This is a genomic window from Wolbachia endosymbiont of Oryzaephilus surinamensis (assembly GCF_025617515.1).
In the GTDB taxonomy this organism is placed as follows: Bacteria; Pseudomonadota; Alphaproteobacteria; order Rickettsiales; family Anaplasmataceae; genus Wolbachia.
The window spans coordinates 1,344,429-1,361,581 of record NZ_CP092526.1; the positions used below are offsets into that span (position 1 = coordinate 1,344,429).

General features: G+C 33.5%; 19 protein-coding genes and 1 tRNA gene. 8 read left to right on the top strand and 12 right to left on the bottom strand.

Annotation, left to right across the window (positions count from 1 at the left end; all coding sequences use genetic code 11):
• Window positions 1-14 precede the first annotated feature (14 nt).
• Window positions 15-692 carry a hypothetical protein gene (locus MJ631_RS06255; RefSeq protein ID WP_214303170.1) on the top strand — a complete coding sequence of 226 codons (678 nt, stop codon included), beginning with the start codon at window positions 15-17 and terminating at the stop codon, window positions 690-692.
• 54 nt (window positions 693-746) lie between these two features.
• Here MJ631_RS06255 and ribD read toward each other — a convergent pair whose 3' ends face one another.
• The gene (gene ribD, locus MJ631_RS06260; protein ID WP_149168718.1) at window positions 747-1,997 is read right to left on the bottom strand and encodes a bifunctional diaminohydroxyphosphoribosylaminopyrimidine deaminase/5-amino-6-(5-phosphoribosylamino)uracil reductase RibD; all 1,251 of its coding nucleotides are present in this window, start codon (window positions 1,995-1,997) and stop codon (window positions 747-749) included.
• The gene (locus MJ631_RS06265) at window positions 1,997-3,178 is read right to left on the bottom strand and encodes a deoxyguanosinetriphosphate triphosphohydrolase (RefSeq protein WP_214303171.1); all 1,182 of its coding nucleotides are present in this window, start codon (window positions 3,176-3,178) and stop codon (window positions 1,997-1,999) included. The genes ribD and MJ631_RS06265 overlap by 1 nt, the downstream gene beginning before the upstream one ends.
• A gap of 47 nt (window positions 3,179-3,225) precedes the next feature.
• Between MJ631_RS06265 and MJ631_RS06270 the strand changes: the two genes are divergently transcribed.
• Window positions 3,226-3,672, top strand: coding sequence for a HesB/IscA family protein (locus MJ631_RS06270; protein ID WP_019236790.1), 447 nt, complete (start codon window positions 3,226-3,228; stop codon window positions 3,670-3,672).
• A 26-nt stretch (window positions 3,673-3,698) separates the two neighbouring features.
• Window positions 3,699-4,373, top strand: a complete 675-nt coding sequence (locus MJ631_RS06275; protein WP_214303172.1) for an ABC transporter ATP-binding protein — start codon at window positions 3,699-3,701, stop codon at window positions 4,371-4,373.
• A gap of 247 nt (window positions 4,374-4,620) precedes the next feature.
• Here the strand turns inward: MJ631_RS06275 and MJ631_RS06280 are convergent, their stop codons facing one another.
• Window positions 4,621-5,319, bottom strand: coding sequence for an alpha/beta hydrolase (locus tag MJ631_RS06280; protein ID WP_214303173.1), 699 nt, complete (start codon window positions 5,317-5,319; stop codon window positions 4,621-4,623).
• A 135-nt stretch (window positions 5,320-5,454) separates the two neighbouring features.
• On the opposite strand from MJ631_RS06280, the gene MJ631_RS06285 reads away from it, so the two are divergent.
• The 3 genes from MJ631_RS06285 (at window position 5,455) to MJ631_RS06295 (ending at window position 8,104) form a co-directional block, all read left to right on the top strand.
• Window positions 5,455-6,636, top strand: a complete 1,182-nt coding sequence (locus tag MJ631_RS06285) for a cysteine desulfurase family protein (RefSeq protein WP_262986280.1) — start codon at window positions 5,455-5,457, stop codon at window positions 6,634-6,636.
• Between the two features lie 208 nt (window positions 6,637-6,844).
• The gene (locus MJ631_RS06290; protein WP_214303174.1) at window positions 6,845-7,567 is read left to right on the top strand and encodes a Bax inhibitor-1/YccA family protein; all 723 of its coding nucleotides are present in this window, start codon (window positions 6,845-6,847) and stop codon (window positions 7,565-7,567) included.
• Entirely contained in the window at window positions 7,568-8,104 is a 537-nt protein-coding gene (locus MJ631_RS06295) for a cytochrome c oxidase assembly protein (protein WP_214303175.1), read from the top strand.
• A 46-nt stretch (window positions 8,105-8,150) separates the two neighbouring features.
• Here MJ631_RS06295 and MJ631_RS06300 read toward each other — a convergent pair whose 3' ends face one another.
• Window positions 8,151-8,852 (bottom strand): ankyrin repeat domain-containing protein, encoded by a 702-nt coding sequence (locus tag MJ631_RS06300; RefSeq protein ID WP_214303448.1) that lies wholly within the window; start codon window positions 8,850-8,852, stop codon window positions 8,151-8,153.
• A gap of 119 nt (window positions 8,853-8,971) precedes the next feature.
• On the opposite strand from MJ631_RS06300, the gene MJ631_RS06305 reads away from it, so the two are divergent.
• Both MJ631_RS06305 and MJ631_RS06310 read left to right on the top strand, forming a co-directional pair.
• Window positions 8,972-9,949 carry a quinone oxidoreductase family protein gene (locus tag MJ631_RS06305; RefSeq protein WP_007302226.1) on the top strand — a complete coding sequence of 326 codons (978 nt, stop codon included), beginning with the start codon at window positions 8,972-8,974 and terminating at the stop codon, window positions 9,947-9,949.
• A 611-nt stretch (window positions 9,950-10,560) separates the two neighbouring features.
• Window positions 10,561-11,127 (top strand): hypothetical protein, encoded by a 567-nt coding sequence (locus MJ631_RS06310; RefSeq protein ID WP_214303176.1) that lies wholly within the window; start codon window positions 10,561-10,563, stop codon window positions 11,125-11,127.
• Window positions 11,128-11,206: 79 nt separating this feature from the next.
• Here the strand turns inward: MJ631_RS06310 and dapA are convergent, their stop codons facing one another.
• The 8 genes from dapA to MJ631_RS06350 form a co-directional block, all read right to left on the bottom strand.
• On the bottom strand, window positions 11,207-12,094 hold the full coding sequence (gene dapA, locus MJ631_RS06315) for a 4-hydroxy-tetrahydrodipicolinate synthase (RefSeq protein WP_214303177.1): 888 nt from the start codon (window positions 12,092-12,094) through the stop codon (window positions 11,207-11,209).
• Between the two features lie 9 nt (window positions 12,095-12,103).
• Window positions 12,104-12,586 (bottom strand): single-stranded DNA-binding protein, encoded by a 483-nt coding sequence (gene ssb, locus MJ631_RS06320; protein ID WP_006014313.1) that lies wholly within the window; start codon window positions 12,584-12,586, stop codon window positions 12,104-12,106.
• A 68-nt stretch (window positions 12,587-12,654) separates the two neighbouring features.
• Window positions 12,655-12,728 (bottom strand) — tRNA-Arg (locus MJ631_RS06325).
• A 12-nt stretch (window positions 12,729-12,740) separates the two neighbouring features.
• Complete coding sequence (locus MJ631_RS06330; RefSeq protein WP_052264933.1) at window positions 12,741-13,529, bottom strand: hypothetical protein; 789 nt, start codon at window positions 13,527-13,529, stop codon at window positions 12,741-12,743.
• Window positions 13,526-14,134 (bottom strand): hypothetical protein, encoded by a 609-nt coding sequence (locus tag MJ631_RS06335; RefSeq protein ID WP_010406999.1) that lies wholly within the window; start codon window positions 14,132-14,134, stop codon window positions 13,526-13,528. Before MJ631_RS06335 ends, MJ631_RS06330 begins: the two co-directional genes overlap by 4 nt.
• 4 nt (window positions 14,135-14,138) lie before the next feature.
• Entirely contained in the window at window positions 14,139-15,578 is a 1,440-nt protein-coding gene (locus tag MJ631_RS06340; RefSeq protein ID WP_179943893.1) for a hypothetical protein, read from the bottom strand.
• 270 nt (window positions 15,579-15,848) lie between these two features.
• Window positions 15,849-16,775 (bottom strand): 4-hydroxy-3-methylbut-2-enyl diphosphate reductase, encoded by a 927-nt coding sequence (gene ispH / locus MJ631_RS06345; protein ID WP_007302221.1) that lies wholly within the window; start codon window positions 16,773-16,775, stop codon window positions 15,849-15,851.
• A 58-nt stretch (window positions 16,776-16,833) separates the two neighbouring features.
• On the bottom strand, window positions 16,834-17,142 hold the full coding sequence (locus MJ631_RS06350) for a hypothetical protein (RefSeq protein WP_052264887.1): 309 nt from the start codon (window positions 17,140-17,142) through the stop codon (window positions 16,834-16,836).
• Window positions 17,143-17,153 lie beyond the last annotated feature (11 nt).

Here is a 17,153-nt window from a genome sequence, read left to right on the forward strand (position 1 = left end):
AGGAGGAAGTAATTATGACTACTATATGGAAATTGAAAAATATAGCACCCATAACAAAAATGAGTATTGAAAGTACAGTTGCAACTGCATCTTTAGCAGCAGCAATAACAACATTATTGATTGCTACTAAAGTAATTGCTGGACCTGCGTCTTTAGCACTTATTGCTAGCCCTGCTGGAATTGCAGTTCTGTTTATTGTCGCTGTATATTTTGCCGCAGCAGCTTATGCTTCATATCAGCAAATGCATAAGAATGAAGAAATAGGAGTGAATGTTAAAGATACAGATTTCTTTGTTCTTCTTGGTGATATGGTAAAGAGTGGTGAAGTTGTTGAAGAAAATCAGAAATTAAATCTGAAACTTTCAAAAGATGATTATGAAGCATTAACAAATGGTAAAAATGTTGGTGATGAAGTAACTCTGAATGTGTTGCTAAAAAATAAATCAGTTGAAGTTAAATTTAAACACGTTGCTGTTGCTAACGATAATGATAACTATAAATTGGAATTAATTAGCGTAGATGGTGAAGGTCAGCTTGCTGAAATGAAAGAAAGGTTAGCTATGGCTCCTGATTCTAAGTCATTAACAGTTGCGGTAGGTGATAAAGATCTTGAAGCTTTAAAGAATGAAGTTCAAGCTAAATTAGGAGAGGTTGCAGTAAATGCAGCTCTATCAAAAATTGCTCAGAAGTAAGCAGTTTTAAATCGAGAAAAAAAGAGGTAGAGTTATCTCTACTTCTTTTCTCTATCATTTAGGTACGTAAGATCTATCCCACACCTCAACTACATCCTCACTGAACTCTATTATCTTTACTTTTTTGAATTTATGGCAGTTGTTTATGGATTGAATCCCTAGATCTCCTATAAAAGGAGTGGCATCATTGCCTAGAATTTTACCACTGCGACAGATTATTAATCTATCAATCAAATTATGCTTTAATAGCTCTGTAATTAATATTCCTCCACCTTCAACTAATAACCTTGTTATGCCAATTTCTGAAACAAGTTTTGATGCCATGTCTTTTAGGCAGACTTTATCGATAATGTCAGGCTCCGATGTCATTCCAGCGCGTGACCAGTTTTCATTATGCAATTGCTTGAAGTTTTCTGGATCCCAGTGTCTGGGCACTGGGATGACAGGAGAAGGTATTGGAATGACAGGAGAGTGTGTTGGGGTAACATCTGGAATAACAGGAGGTTTGTGATTTGAATTGACTATCAAATAATTAATGTTTTTTATTTTTTTCTCTATTTCTCTGTTTGTAATCACCCAAGTTGTTATTTTGTCTGCAGTTTTTGCAATATTATGCTCTTCCTTCAATTTCCCTTGGCTATCGATAATTAGCCTTATTGGCGACCTGTCTTCGAGTCCTGGTAATCTGCAAGTTAAGAGAGGATCGTCATTGATAAGGGTACTACTGCCAATCATAATTGCATCATATTTTGCTCTGAGCTCATGTACCCAATTTCTCGTATCTTCACTTGTTATCCATTTGCTATCACCTGTAAATGTTGCGATTTTTCCGTCAAGAGTTGTTGCGATTTTGCAAGCTATGAATGGTCTATGAAATTCTTTAGTGGTGAAAAAACCGACATTCAATACTTCTGCCTCTTTTTGCATAATACCTTGCTCAACTTCAATTCCTGCTTCTTTCAGAGCTTTAATTCCTCCACCTGAAACTCTACTATCTGGATCAATTGCTGCAATTACTACTCTTTTTATTCCTGATTTTATGATTTCTGCAGTGCAAGGTTCTGTAACTCCAAAGTGGCAGCATGGTTCAAGAGTGACGTACATAGTTGCACCATGAGTTAAATCTTTAGCATTTTGCAAAGCAACTACTTCTGCATGTGGACGTCCACCGATTCCTGTGTAGCCTTCACCGATCACCATACCGTTTTTTACAATGATACATCCAACAGCGGGATTTGGTGCAACACTTCCAAGACTTTTTTCTGCAAGTTTTAATGCGATCGACATGAAATAATCATCAGTCATTAGAAAGAAGTCATTTCGTATGAGGTATCAAAAATTCTTCTGTGCTCGTGTATGGCAAATCTATCTGTCATACCTGAGATATAATCACATATTATTACTGAACGCTGAGATTCACAAGCAAGTTTGTTCCACTCTATAGGTAATAACCCTGGGTTTTCATAAAAGCATTGAAAAAGCTCCTGTACTATACGTTTTGCTTTGTTCATTGTTCTGGTCAGTTTATAACTTCTGTATATTTTTTCCATGTTGAATTTTTTCATCTCTTTTGTGGCATTTGCAACTTCTGGTGAAAATGTGACTAGCATATTATTTAAGCTCCTTACATCTTCTACGCTTTTTATTTTGTAGTCTTTAATATTTCTTTCAGTCTGAAAAACGACATCATTTATCATAATTCCTATAGTTCTACTCAGTGATTCATGTATGAGTTTGCTTTGAGCCAATTCTGAATGTTCGCTTTTTACTTCTTTGAACATTTTGCCAATTAAAGGAACATCGAGCAAATCTTCGGTTATTACTAAATTTGCCCTGAGTGCATCATCAAGATCATGAACACTATAAGCGATGTCATCAGCAATCGAAGCAACTTGTGCTTCAATGCTTGAAAATTCTTCAAGTTTTAGATCATATTTTTCATTATATTTTAATAGCAGCTGATTATTTGTAGAAGACTCCGCGTTTTGACCAAGCAAGGGACCGTTATGCTTTGCAACACCTTCAATCACTTCCCAACTTAGATTCATGCCATTAAAGTCAGCATGTTTTTGTTCAAGATAAGTTAAAATCCTTATAGCTTGAACATTATGATCAAACTTATACTTCTCCTTATCAACTTGAACTAGAGCATCCTCACCTGTGTGACCAAATGGAGGATGACCAAGGTCATGTGCAAGCGCTATGCATTCAGTGATGTCCTCATCTAAGCCAAGTCTACGAGCAATGGATCTTGCAATTTGTGCAACTTCAAGGCTATGAGTTAGCCGAGTGCGATAGTAGTCATGCTCATAATTGATAAAAACTTGTGTTTTGTACCCCAATTTCCTAAACGCATTAGAGTGAATAATGCGGTCCCTATCACGCTGAAAGCAGCTGCGATTTTTGTCTTCTGGCTCTTTGAAATTTCTTCCTTTTGTTTTATTTGGAAAGCATGCGTAACTTAATAGAAAATTATTGTTTGACATGTAAAATTTCTACTATAATAGGTTATCAATAATGAACGGTGGTTGTTATGTCAACAGATTACAATATTAGCTTAACTGACAATGCATTAAGGAAAATCCACTCCCTTGTAGAACAGGAAGGAGATGAGAGTTCTGTTTTGCGGGTTGCAGTTTCAGGTGGTGGATGCTCTGGCTTCAAGTATAATTTTCTTATGGATCAAATAAATAAGAAGATGTCTTTGGGTGACGATTTTGACGATGATGAAGACGACGATTTTGACGATGACGAAGATAGCGAGGATTATAGAAGCCACTCCAGTTTTAGTGAAAAAGGTAAAGATATAGTAATTAATGATGAGAATGGAAACCCTGTGTTAATGGTTGATAATTGTTCAGCGAAATTTTTAAATAATTCAACTATAGATTATACTGAAGATCTAAGTGGTTCTGGTTTTCAAATCAAGAATGCTCTCGCTAAGTCTCGATGTGGGTGTGGTAACAGTTTCTCGGTCTAATTCTCCCTCCTGGATCTTTTTATAATATGGACAGTGATGTAGCACTAGAGCTAGCTTCTGTGAGTAAGAGCTTCAAAAAAAGTCCTGCTATTGTAGAAGATATCAATCTGAGTCTTACAAGAGGGCAAGTAGTTGCATTGATCGGCAGTTCAGGATCAGGAAAAACAACTATATTGCAAATTGCAGGCCTATTGGATAAGCCAACTTTAGGTGTAGTGACAATAGATGGAGTAAATTGTACGCAAGCCAGCAATAAATATAAAACTCATGTAAGAAGAAATTTTCTTAGCTTTGTTTATCAATTTCACTATTTATTACAAGAGTTATCAGTGTTGGAAAACGTTATGCTTCCTCAGCTTATTGCAAGAAGAAGCAAAGCTGAAGCAAAAAAAAAATCGCAAGCAATATTAGAAAAATTTGGTCTGGAAAATAAAGCAAGTAGTATGGTATCTGAAATTTCTGGTGGAGAAAGGCAGAGGGTTGCAATTGCAAGAAGCATTGTAAACTCTCCAAAGCTTTTACTTGCAGATGAGCCAACGGGAAATTTAGACCCAACAAATTCTTTGAATGTATTTTTGCTGTTACATTCATATGTAAAGGAAAATAACAGCTCTATGCTTATAGTAACACACAACTATATCCTTGCAGAAAAAGCAGATCACATTTTTCAGTTAAAAAACCGATCATTAGTAAAGCTGTAAATGGAAGAAACAAGTACAATACAAAGCTACCTATAACTTGTACTTATTTAACCAATGGTCATTAACGGAGTATAATTCGCATGAAATGCTTTCATTATTTTTTATACACGGACTCTTTAACTTACGCTGTTTACTTAGAAAGCATCCTGACAGCATAAACATTGCTAAAACGAGAAATAATAATTGCCTAAACATAACAAGACTTTTTTTATTTGTATTAATACATTCATTTCTCTCATTTGTAAAGTTAGGCATATTCTTTTACCCTTATCTCTTTTTTAGCTTTCTGAGGAGAAGTAGCTGCACTGTTTAAACGTAGTTTTATATAATTATCTATAATTTGAGCTACTTCCTCTTCTTTATCCCTTAAAAAGTGGTTAGTATCGTCTACTATATGGTATTCCATATGGTTATTTTTTACCGAATTTATTAACCTTTGTGCTAATTCTGTTACATCGCTTTCTTCTGAAATTGTATCATTATTACTTTGTATTATAAGTCCAGGAACTGGGCAAGGAGAGAGAAAAGAGAAATCGTACTTAGTTGCTGGAAGAGAAAGGGCAACAAAACTTACTATCTCTGGACGGCGCATTGTCAACTGCATAGCTACCCATGCTCCAAAAGAAAAACCGACTATCCAAATTGGAACGTTGTTAGAGTTATGCTCCTGAAGCCAATCAATAGCTACTGCAGCATCAGTTAATTCTCCTATACCCTTATCAAAAGTTCCGGTAGATTTTCCGACACCACGAAAATTAATTGTCAATGCAGAAAAGTTATTATCGATAAAAGATTCATATATAGTATGTATAATCTTACTATCCATACTACCACCATATTGAGGGTGATGATGTAAAATTAGCACAACTGGTGCATTGGTATCTTTGCTTTGATGATATCTACCTTCTATCTTTTTTGTTGCATTATTTAAAAAGACTTCTACCATGATTGCTCCTAATAAAAACCTGTTTTGACAGGGCTTGATAATGTAAATTATTTATTAATTATGTATTAATTTCACTGTTTTTGCAATAAATTTTTTATCGTGTTAAAGTTAACATACATAATTGGTTAATGGTAAGTGACAAATAAGCCTGTGAGTTTATTCTCTCTGGAAGAAAGTAGTTGCGTGTATGCTGATTATAATGCAACTGCTCCAGTGAGTAAAAATGTAAAAAAAAGTATACTTGAGATTTTGTCGAAACAAACACTAAATCCATCATCGCTGCATAAAAGAGGACAAGAAGCGAGGAAGATTCTTAAAGAGGTAAGAGATAACGTACGTGATGCTCTTAGCATTCCAGATGATAAAGAAATAGTTTTTACGTCTGGTGCAACTGAAGCAAACAACCTCGTCATGAGAGGAATGAAAGGCTATCTGCATGTAATTTCAGCTACAGAGCATCCTTCAATTCTTAATTCTGCATATAATCCACATATAATACCCGTTAATCAAGAGGGTATTGTTGACTTTTTAGAGCTAGAAAAAATTCTAAGCGAACTTGAAGGGAATAAAGTAATAATTTCAGTGATGATGGCTAATAACGAAACTGGAGTTATCCAGCCTGTTAAGGAAATAGCTAAAATGGCACATAAATTCGGGGCAATCTGTCACACTGACGCTGCTCAAAGTGTTGGGAAAATCGAATTAAATATGAAAGATTTAGAAGTGGATTTACTTACTTTATCTGCTCACAAATTTGGTGGTATAGCAGGTAGTGGAGTTTTAATATTTGACAAAAAGCTTGTAATAGAACCTACTATAATAGGTGGTGGGCAAGAAAAAGGATTGCGTGGTGGTACAGAAAACATTGTTGCAATTGCAGGTCTTTCTGCTGCATTGCAAAACATTCCAGATCTTCTATCAAAAATGAATGAAGTGGAGAAGCTGCGTGATCAATTGGAGTGTGAATTATTAAGTCTTGTCAGTGATATCAAGATCTTTGGCAGAAATTCTGAAAGATTGCCAAATACAAGTTTTATTTATATGCCGAGGGTAAAGAATGATCTGCAGCTCATGCATTTTGACTTAAATAATATTGCAGTCAGCAATGGTTCTGCATGCTCTTCTGGAAAAGTTGGGCCTTCTCATGTTTTGCTTGCAATGGGAGCAACAAAAGAGCAAGCAGAGTGTTCAATTAGAATCAGTATAAGTCCAGAGATTAAACCGCAAGACATAGAAAAAATAGTGGATTGTTGGTATAGCATCTATAAGAAGAATGCCTTAAGTAAATGCAAAAACTACTTTCACCATTCCCCTTAAATCATGATAGAGGGAATGGTGAAAGTAATTTCTATTGCCAGAGGTTGTTATAATAGTTAAATGCTGCTGAAAACCGATTTGCTTATAGTTATGGAAGAAATTCTCTAATTGCATACCACACCATTCAATTGTAGTATGTCATTTTATACTTGATAAAAACGCTGTATTGTATTATAATATATCATCAAGAGATAATAAGGAGTTACATATGTCTTATATGAAAAACGAACAGGATATTCGCTCTCAGGGCGTTTATTATAGTGCTGGACTCAGGAGTTACCTAACTAAAGTATACAATTATATGGCTTTAGCTTTAGGTGTTACAGGGCTTGTTGCGTTTTTAACAGTGTTTTCTGGTCTTTTCCAGGTGATTTATTCCAATCCTGTTCTATCGCTTGTGGTAATGCTATCTCCAGTTGCATTGGTGTTTTATATGTCTTTTAGGCTTCAAAACCTAAGTGCTCAGTCAACACTTACTGTATTTTTTCTATTCTCAGTTTTAATGGGAATTTCTTTATCTCATATTTTTATAATTTATACTGCAGAAAATATAGCGAGAGCATTTTTCATTACATCGATCATGTTTGGTTCTATGGCTTTGTATGGTAATACTACAAAAAAAGATCTGACCAGTATGGGTTCTTTTTTGATTATGGGAATCTGGGGATTAATCATTGCATCTATAGTTAATCTGTTCCTTGGGAGTAGTCCACTCTATTTTGCAATATCATTTGTGTCAGTAATAGTGTTTACTTTAATGACCGCGTACGATGCTCAGAGAATTAAAGATGTTTATTATAGATATAATGATGGTTCAGAAGTCGCAATGACTAAACTAGCTATACTTGGTGCAACTAACCTTTATTTTGACTTTATCAACATATTCCTCAATTTACTCAGGTTACTTAACTTGTTCAACAATAAGGATTAGATGATTTCCTTTTTAAGGGGAAACAATAAAAGTTCTATAGTTTTCCTCCTAATATCTTTAGTGGTATTGATGCTGTGTATTGCATATGCTTCAGTACCGTTGTATAGCATCTTTTGTAAAGCTACTGGATATGGTGGCACAACGAGAAAAGTAACTAATGCAACAATAAATGCAACTGACCAAAAAATCAGGGTTCACCTTAATGCTGATGTAATGTCCGGTCTGCCTTGGGAATTTAAATCAGAAACTAACTACATCGATACAAATATAGGGCAACAAAGTTTAGTATTTTATTATGCAAAAAATTTATCTGATCAGCCTTCTTTTGGAATGGCAGTGTATAATGTCACACCTTTTAAAGCAGGTAAATATTTCAATAAAGTTGCATGCTTTTGTTTTGAAGAGCAAATGCTGCTACCAAAACAAAAAGCGGCTATGCCCGTATCCTTTTACGTAGACCCTGAAATAATGCGTGACAATAGTACAAAAGATTTAAGTGAAATAACACTATCATATACGTTTTTTAAGCTTAAATAACAAACCTTTGACTATTGTTGATTTAAATAATAGTTATGCAACAGATCTATTTAATTGGGCAGAAGCACTTATTTGTTTTTTGCACACTAAGTACTTGTATTGCGGTTTTTGGTATTGCGAATTCCCATTCTTCACTATTTGCTTTACAGGCATTCCAGTACTCAGTTAACTCTTTATTACTTTTTATAGAGTCTGGCATTTTACTGTGAGGTTTTTTTTCTAATGTATGCTCAATTAGAATTTTACAGCAATCCTTGGATTTCGTTGACTTATCTCTACCATATAATTTAGCAACATAGTCTAAAGCGGTATTTCCACCATAGTTTTCATTTGGGTTATCATTTACTCCCGCTTTTATGAGAGCTTTTAATATATCTGGAGAACGAGCCAAAACGCAGGCATGTAAATATCCTTTTTCATTTTGCACATTAGCTCCTGCTTTTATTAAAACTTGCGCTAAATTTGTTAAAGTGTATAATTTATAATTAATGGCAATAGAAAAAAGACTATCTATTGGAAAGCCATCATAATCTTTCAAGTCAAATTGGTGATTAATATCAAATCCTTTTTTTTCCCAAGAAGTATATAAATATTTACAATAATCTCTTTTTTTATCTGATTTTTGTATTCTATATTCTAACCTTTCTTTTATTTTTTTTATTACATTGTTAACATCCAAATCATTATCTTCATCCACTTTGCACAACACATTGAATAAAACACCATAAAGCCAAATTTCTCTGTTCATGATAATTTGTGCCTCAAAACTATTAACAATACGCTTATGTAGTGTATAAACTCTAAATAACATTTTGCAAAATATTAATTGCTAGATAACATAATTAAAGTTTTTGTCTTACATTTATCATGGTTAGAGCTATACAAATTAAAAAAACTGGGGGGCCAGAAGTATTAGAATTTGTAGATAAGAGCATAGGTGAGCCAAAAGATGAGGAAGTCTTAATACGTCATACAACTATCGGCTTAAATCGTTATGATTTAGAACACAGAAAAGGTACACGCAAAATTAAAGATCTGCCATCAGTACTTGGAGTAGAGGCAGTAGGAGTTGTTGAAAAGCTTGGTAAAAAAATTAGTGATGGACTTAAGGTTGGAGATAGAGTTGGATATTGCACAGCTCCTCCAGGGGCATATTGTGAAAAGCGCATTGTACACCAGAAATATTTGATAAAAATTCCGAATGATATACCTGATGAAGTTGCTGCTGCAGTATTGTTTAAAGGTATGACAGCTCACTATTTAGTTAATCAATCTTATAAAATCAGGCCTGGTGCTTTTGTACTAGTTCATGGAGCTAATGGTGGTTTGGGGCAAATAATATGCCAATGGGCAAAGGATAAAAAAGGTATAGTGATAGGTTCTATAAGCTCTGACGAAAAAATGAAGATAGCTTTACAAAGTGGCTGCACATACGCAATAAACTACAATGATAAAGACTTCGTTTCTAAAATCATGGAGATTACGAAAAATAGAGGAGTAGGTGCGGTGTATGACCCTATAGGTTACGCTACAAGCAAGCTCTCTTTTGAATCTTTAGGTAAGTTTGGCATATATGTTTCCTATGGGCAGATATCAGGTAATGCTCCTATTAATTTCTCTTTACTTAGTTCGCGTTCGTTATTTGCAGCTGGAACTTCGATATATCACTACAAGCACAATAGACTTACGTTAGTGCTTACTGCAATGGAAATTTTTGAAATGATAAGAAAAAAACTTTTAATTGTACGAATTAATAAAAAATATAAATTTGATGAAATAATAGAGGCTCATCGTGACATGGAAAATAGAAAAGTAAGTGGGCTAAATATTATCAAAGTTTCTTAAATAACTTAGTAACCTAAAATAATTATTCATTAAGTCATATCAACAAGAATTTCACATGGTTAATTTTCTTTTTGGGAGAGTTAAAAGCATACAGCTGTAGCTAAACTGACTGAGATTTTTATACCGGACTAGTTTGAAAAACTTGTCATTCTGCTACTCGTTAGTGGCGTGGTAATGCAATGTTTTATCTATAGATATTATGTTCACAGTAGTTTCAAAAGAAGCTGAGTAAATAAGTTATATTTCAAATTAGATTTGGTGTCACATCTAACATTATAAGTATTATCACTTCAATAGTATATGGAGCTGTTATTTTTCTTTTAAATGAATGCTTTTTTCTGTTTTACAATAGTTTTAGAGTTAGTACTTAGAAAGTTTACATTGCTTTATGAATTGTCTCTGTTGTTCTGATATATCCAGTAATCATAAGTTCTCCTTTAATGGCATTTTGTTCTCATATTTTATATACCATTACACTCTGGGACCATACATATAAGGCTAAAGTGTGCTGAAAGTCAATTAAAAACTCCAAAAAGAATAACATAGAAGTATTGACTATAATGTGTTAGTATGTTAGCCTTTATATAAGTTTTAATTAAAGAGATAAGGTTATGAGTGGTTTCCAAGATCAAGAATTTAAATCAAATCTGATATATGAAATGGCAATAGCAGGGATATCCTGTGGAATAGTGGGGGGGATAGTAGCAGGCTTAGGAGCTATTGATGGAATTTTTACAAATTACGCTATAAGCTCTATTTCTGGTTTGTCACCTCTTGTTGCAGGTGGAATGGTTGGTGTTGGGTTTCTATTATCATCGTTATATGCAATAGCTTTAATAGCAAAACTCTCAACTTCGGGCTTTAAGGACTCTTCAAAAGAAATAGTGCAAGCAATTGCGTGTACTGGTGTTAGATTTGGGATAGGAGCAGGATTGGTTGCTCTTGGCTTTACATCACCAGCAGCTATAGGTGCTTTAACTTTTGTAGTGAGTGTGATTGCTTGTATTCCTTTAAGTTTCTTAATTGATAAAGCAATTGAGTGCTTTTTTCCAGAAGGAAATAGACAGCCAGGTAGTTCCGTTGATGGGGAGATATACAAAGGAAATAAACAGCCAGGTAGCTCAGTTGATAGTGATGTGAAAATTGTTGATGGGGATGTGTGCAGGAGAGTATTTTAAGAGACGATAGATAGAAGTTTTTGAAGAGGATTTAGCCCATTTTTTTGTGTTAAGTATAATTGAATTATCAGCTTAATTCCTAATCCTGCATAGCTAGTTGATTTTCCCATCCAAGAATCATTTTATTAGCTTGCTTCAATGTTTCAATAGAAGGCAAATCTTCTGTGCTGAGTGGTAGGCGGACAGTTTTGTGTTCTATGAGCCCAATGTCATGCAAAAGTGCTTTAGTAGGTATTGGATTGCTGGCAGTAAATAGAGCTTTGCAAGCTTGTTGCCAACTGTCTGCTTGAGGGTTCTTGCCGCTCATGCATTGCTTAACATATTCATGTACTACACTTGGCCAAACATTGGCAGCAACAGAAACCAGACCAGCCGCACCCTTAGCAGCCATATCAAATATCATATTATCGTCCCCACAAAACACCTCAATATTTGGTGCAACTTTCTTATACTGAGTTAAAGTATCAACGGTGCCACTTGAATCTTTGATAGCCCAAAATTTTTCGTGGCTGGATAAGTTGCGTACAGTTTCAGCGTGAAGACTCACTCCTGCTCTTGATGGAATATTGTAAAGCATGGCTGGCACATGTGCTTTTTCAAGCAGCTTTTCAAACCATAAAGTTTGCCCCATGATTCCAGGCTTTGCATAAATGGGAGTTGTCATTAGATAGCCATGAATAGGCATACCCTTGCAAAAATCAAGCCATTCAAGAGTCTGATATAGATTCACTCCTGGTACACCAATTATAATTTTCGTATTTAATTTTAGCTCACATACAAATTCAACTAATGTGCGCTTTTCAGAATCAGTAAGTGATAAGCTTTCACCTGTGCTACCTAGCAACACTACACCATTTTCAGTTTCAGCTTGCATTGTTAGTAAACGCTGCAAGCTTTGGTAATCTATACTATCTCCACTGCAATTAAAAGGAGTAACACAAGCAGTCCATAAAAATGTAGATTTCAATTGAAGTTATTAAAATGGTATTTCATCATCGATTAGTTCGTCTTTTATATCGTTGTCAAAACTTCCGTGTTTATCTTTTTGTTCTGTTTCATTTTGTTTGTATTCACTTGGCTTGTAATCAGAGTTTGACATACTGTTTCGTGAATCTAAAAGGGTAAGGGCACTATTAAAGTTATATAGCACCACCTCTGTCGTATACCTTTCGCTACCATTTTGGTCAGTCCATTTTCTAGTTCTCAGAGAACCTTCAACGTAAACTTTACTACCTTTGCGCGCAAAATCCTTAACAATTTTTACTAATCCTTCACTAAAAATTACAATATTATGCCATTCTGTCTTTTCAGAGCGCGTACCAGAAAATTTGTCAGTCCAACTTTCAGATGTGGCTATCGAAAAACTTGCCATCTCTTTTCCATTTTGTGTAGTCCTAATTTCAGGATCTTTTCCTAGATTACCAACTAATATGACTTTATTTATAGTACCACTAGACATAATTATGCTTTAAAATAAATCTCTTTATTATCTTATGTGAGAGTATTATTGTCAAATTTAATTAAAAACGCGCTTGGAGGGATTCGAACCCGCGACCTTTGCCTCCGGAGGGCAACGCTCTATCCAACTGAGCTACAAGCGCAGATGTATTAGATTATTTAATAGATAAACTATCTAAATCAAATTTTTGTTCTGGATAAAGCGTAAACATAATACCTCCATGTCCAAAATGTACATTTTTAGAATTGCTTATCCGTTCTTTTGTTATCTTTTGGTTTACAGCCCATGAAAAAGTTACATAATTTTCAGTTACTGAGTGCACTTTTAAATCCTTAGTATTTATAAACAACTTTCCATTTACCCATATTTTCCATGTATCGGGGGAAAAGTATAAAATTGAATCTAAACTGACTACTTTACAATTGAAATTTTCTTCCTCTGTAACTCCTGAAGACTGTAAGTTAAACTTTTCCATCTCACTAACTATTCTATTAACCTGCTCTTCATCAAAAAAAATGCTTTTTATGCTACCATATTGCGATAAAGTACTCTCTGCTGCCTCTTTTATTATATCGTCTCGATCTATATAATAATTGTTGATAAAAAAACACTCCTTCGCACGCAAATTTGCTATATCAATGAAGTCATTTATTTCTTGATTTCCAACTTTTAAAATACTTTTTAAGTACTTCTTTTCTATAATCATTCCATCATTAGAATGATGACAGACCATTTCATCATTGCCTTGTCTTTCTATATATACACATAAATTTTCACTATTTAACCCTAATATTTTATGCTCAATAAAATCTTCATTACTAATATGCTGTTGGCAAGAATATTTTTTACAAATCCCTATATTTTCTACAAGATCTTCGCAATTGCAATATGCACTAACATTAAAAAACAGCAGCGTAAAAATAAAAAACAACTTTATATTCATCTACTTAATATGGTATACCAATCAAAAACTATACTAGCTCTCACTATCTCTATCATATTACCACTTAAAATCTGGTTTATAACTTTAGCATCTATATTTCTCTGCTTATTCAAGGTAAGAGATCTGATCATAACATAACCAGGAAGATTTGGAATAGACTGTAGAAATAAAAAAATATGCTTATCGCTAATTGAGCTTAAACTTAGAACCACTTCACTTCTTATTACTTTTGTATGTTCACTTTTATTGTGGAGTTCAGCTTCTTCAGGTATAGAAATTGATATTTCAGGTTCTAACATGTAGTGTTTTTTATATAGCTTGTTAAGCTCAAAATTTAAATTTGTAATGTATCTGCTACTATGTAAGTTTGAAGAAGAAATTCTTTTCCATAAATCTAGGTTTTTATTTAGAACGACTTCTTTCTTTTGAATTTCAATGATCTGTAAATTAATAGAGCGTATTTCCTCAGCTGCAGTTTGATTTTTATTATAAACCTTTTTGTTATAGATAATAAAACACGTTGATAACCCTATTAATACAATAGATAACAATAAGTAATATATGCACTGAATTGTAGCTTTTCTTTTTAGTTGAGAGATAGTCATCAATCTACATTGCCTCTCCTATTTCAACATCAATAGATAGATTTTTCTCTTTAGTAGTAGGTAAGCTAGAGATACTAATATCATGAGTACGGAAATTATCGTTTAAATTTTTCTGTAGTTTCTCGTATTGATAAGAAATGTCTTTACCAGATTGAAAATTAAACCTTAAAGTTGTGGTAATATAACTTTTTGCCTCATTATAATTCCACTCAAACGATTGAAGCTCTACACCTGGTACTTTTAACTTTTCTGCATACTTAATTTGTGTAAGGGGAGAGTACTCTATTTTTGATAAAATATTATTTATATTAATAAAATCGTAAACTTCATCTATCTTTTTTACATTATAGATTTGGCTAAGTTTTATTAGTTTGTTATTTAAAGCACTCCGCGTTGCAGATAAATTATCAGCAACATTAAAATTTGAATACAAATTTTGCAAACAAAAGGCGTTAATTACAACTAAAACCAAGAGTAGGTATAGAAAAATTTGAGGAGAATTTAAATAAAGATAATTAAATAGATAAAATTCTTTAGTTTCTTTTGTGTTAAAAATATTTATTGGCTTATTCTTAAAGCTGTGAAACAAAATTGTAGTATCACAAAAGCTATCTTTTTCGCTTATAGCTAATTCTGCCCCCAATAGTTTACCCAGCTCATATGGAGTCAATATGTTCACACTATTCTCTGAAAAATTTATAACTGATAAACTAGATTTAATAGCTTCTGATACTATAATGCAGAGGTCGACAGGGTCATTTTTTTCAAATCCAAACTTAGTTAAAGATTGAATTGTATTTTTCACTTCCTGATATATTTCACCAGCAATGATTCCTGGTAAATTATCATTAGTAAATGGTATTAAACGTGTAAATATCATTTTGTTCTCTTTAAGAACCACTTGTCTATAGCCACCTGTTTTAGTTGCAGCAACTATAATTTTCCAGTTACTAGGATCTTTGTGTAGAATCTTTTTTGCTATACTGACTAGTTCTATAGGAAACATTAATATTCCTTTAAAGTTAGAGCCTATTTCAACAAACACGTCCAACCAATATTCTATTAAATGATTTGCTTTTGATGAAACAAATAGATACCACCAGTTTTGATTAAATTTATTCGGCTTTTCGACCAAGAGAATAGAATTTATATCGTTATTATGAGCAAAATGCTCTACTTTTGTTTTTGCTGATAGATAAGCACTAATCCTATTTACTCTTGGGATAGACTGTAGCAAATAGTTCTGATCAGTGTGATTGAGAACCAGATATAAGGGTGCTTTTTTATCTGATGAAAGACATGAAATTAAGTCAGAAACAGCTTTATTATTTTTGTCCTTAGCAAAATATCTTTTATTTAAAGTATCATTTTTAAAATATAGTAACATTGTGCCTTCTTTTCCTATAGAAAGCATAAACTTACTTTTGGGTTTTGACCCAAACATATTAACAAAGTGTATACTCATCTAGAATTAAAAAGGTAATTTATTGAAATTCATTAAACATTAGATGACAATATTACTTATATTATAAGTTTTTGATAAAATTAGTAGTAATATTAACCCTTTTGTATGATGAAGGTTTTTTATATTTGTGCTAGACACAACTTAACCTGACAAACGAGGATTAATTATATCTCAGCTTGATATTTTATTCTCCAACAGACTGAAAATTGAATTGAGCTAAAGACTTGATTTGACGCACGTTGTTGCACATTACCATTTAGTATACTTGAACTGAACATTTTCAGTGAATCCATCTGGCATGACTGAAACTTTTGTATTCATATTTATTTTTAAGTAATTTACTAGCTCATCAACTAATATATCAGGAGCAGAAGCACCTGCAGTAATTCCTATTTTTTCTGCGCCCTGCAACCAATTTTTGTTCATACATTTATAATTATCAATCAAATAGGCTCTTTTTCCTGTGGAAATGCACAGGTCTAATAAACGGTTTGAATTTGAACTGTTTTTGCTTCCTACAATTAACACTACGTCTGTAATTTTAGCCAATTTTTTAACAGCGTTCTGCCTATTTTGTGTTGCATAGCATATATCTTTTAAGTCGGGGCCTGTAATGCTTGGAAATCTGAGCTTCAGTGTAGCAATAATTTCTTTGGTATCGTCAATACTTAACGTGGTTTGTGTTACATAAGATAAATTATCTGGATCTTTGATTTGTAAATTGTATACGTCTTGCATAGTTTGCACTAGAGATATAGGATTACTTACTCTTCCTATAATTCCTTTAACTTCTGGATGATTTTCATGTCCAATTAGAATTAATTCTTTACCACTATCCTCATACCTTTTTGCCTCTTTATGTACTTTGCTAACTAATGGACATGTTGCATCAATCACTTGAACACCCTTTCTTTTTGCCTCATCCTCTATACTTTTCGACACTCCATGTGCACTGAAGATCAATATTCCTCTATTGTCTTTAATGTCTTCTATGCTGCTTACAAAAACCACTCCTTGTTTCTTAAAGCCCTCTACTATATATTTATTATGAACGATTTCGTGTAGTACATAAACTTGGCGTTCATTTTTGTATTTCTCTAAAGTGATTGCTAATATGTCTACAGCTCTTTTAACCCCTGCACAGAAACCGCGTGGTTCAGCTAAGATAATCTCCATTTTTTAAGTAAGTATGTAAACATTGCTAAAAAGTAAGCTCCGCTCACTATGTTTCATATCATGACTGCTTTACTATAATTTCAAATTTATCACTACCAAGACTCTTGTTAATATACCAGGAACCGTCATCTTTAATTGTAAATTCAGGACTCTTGAGGTCTCTTTTTATTGTCTTTCCATCTTGGCCATCCATAGCAATATGGATATCGAATGTAACGATGTCTATATTTACCATGGCTTTTTTCCCACTGTGTGAATTTAGACTAAACTTGCCCAACATGACATCATTAATACTCACTTCTCCTGCATAAGTATCACACTGACCATCTACACAACACTCACTTTCAATATAAAAAAGATCTGACATATTTATATCTA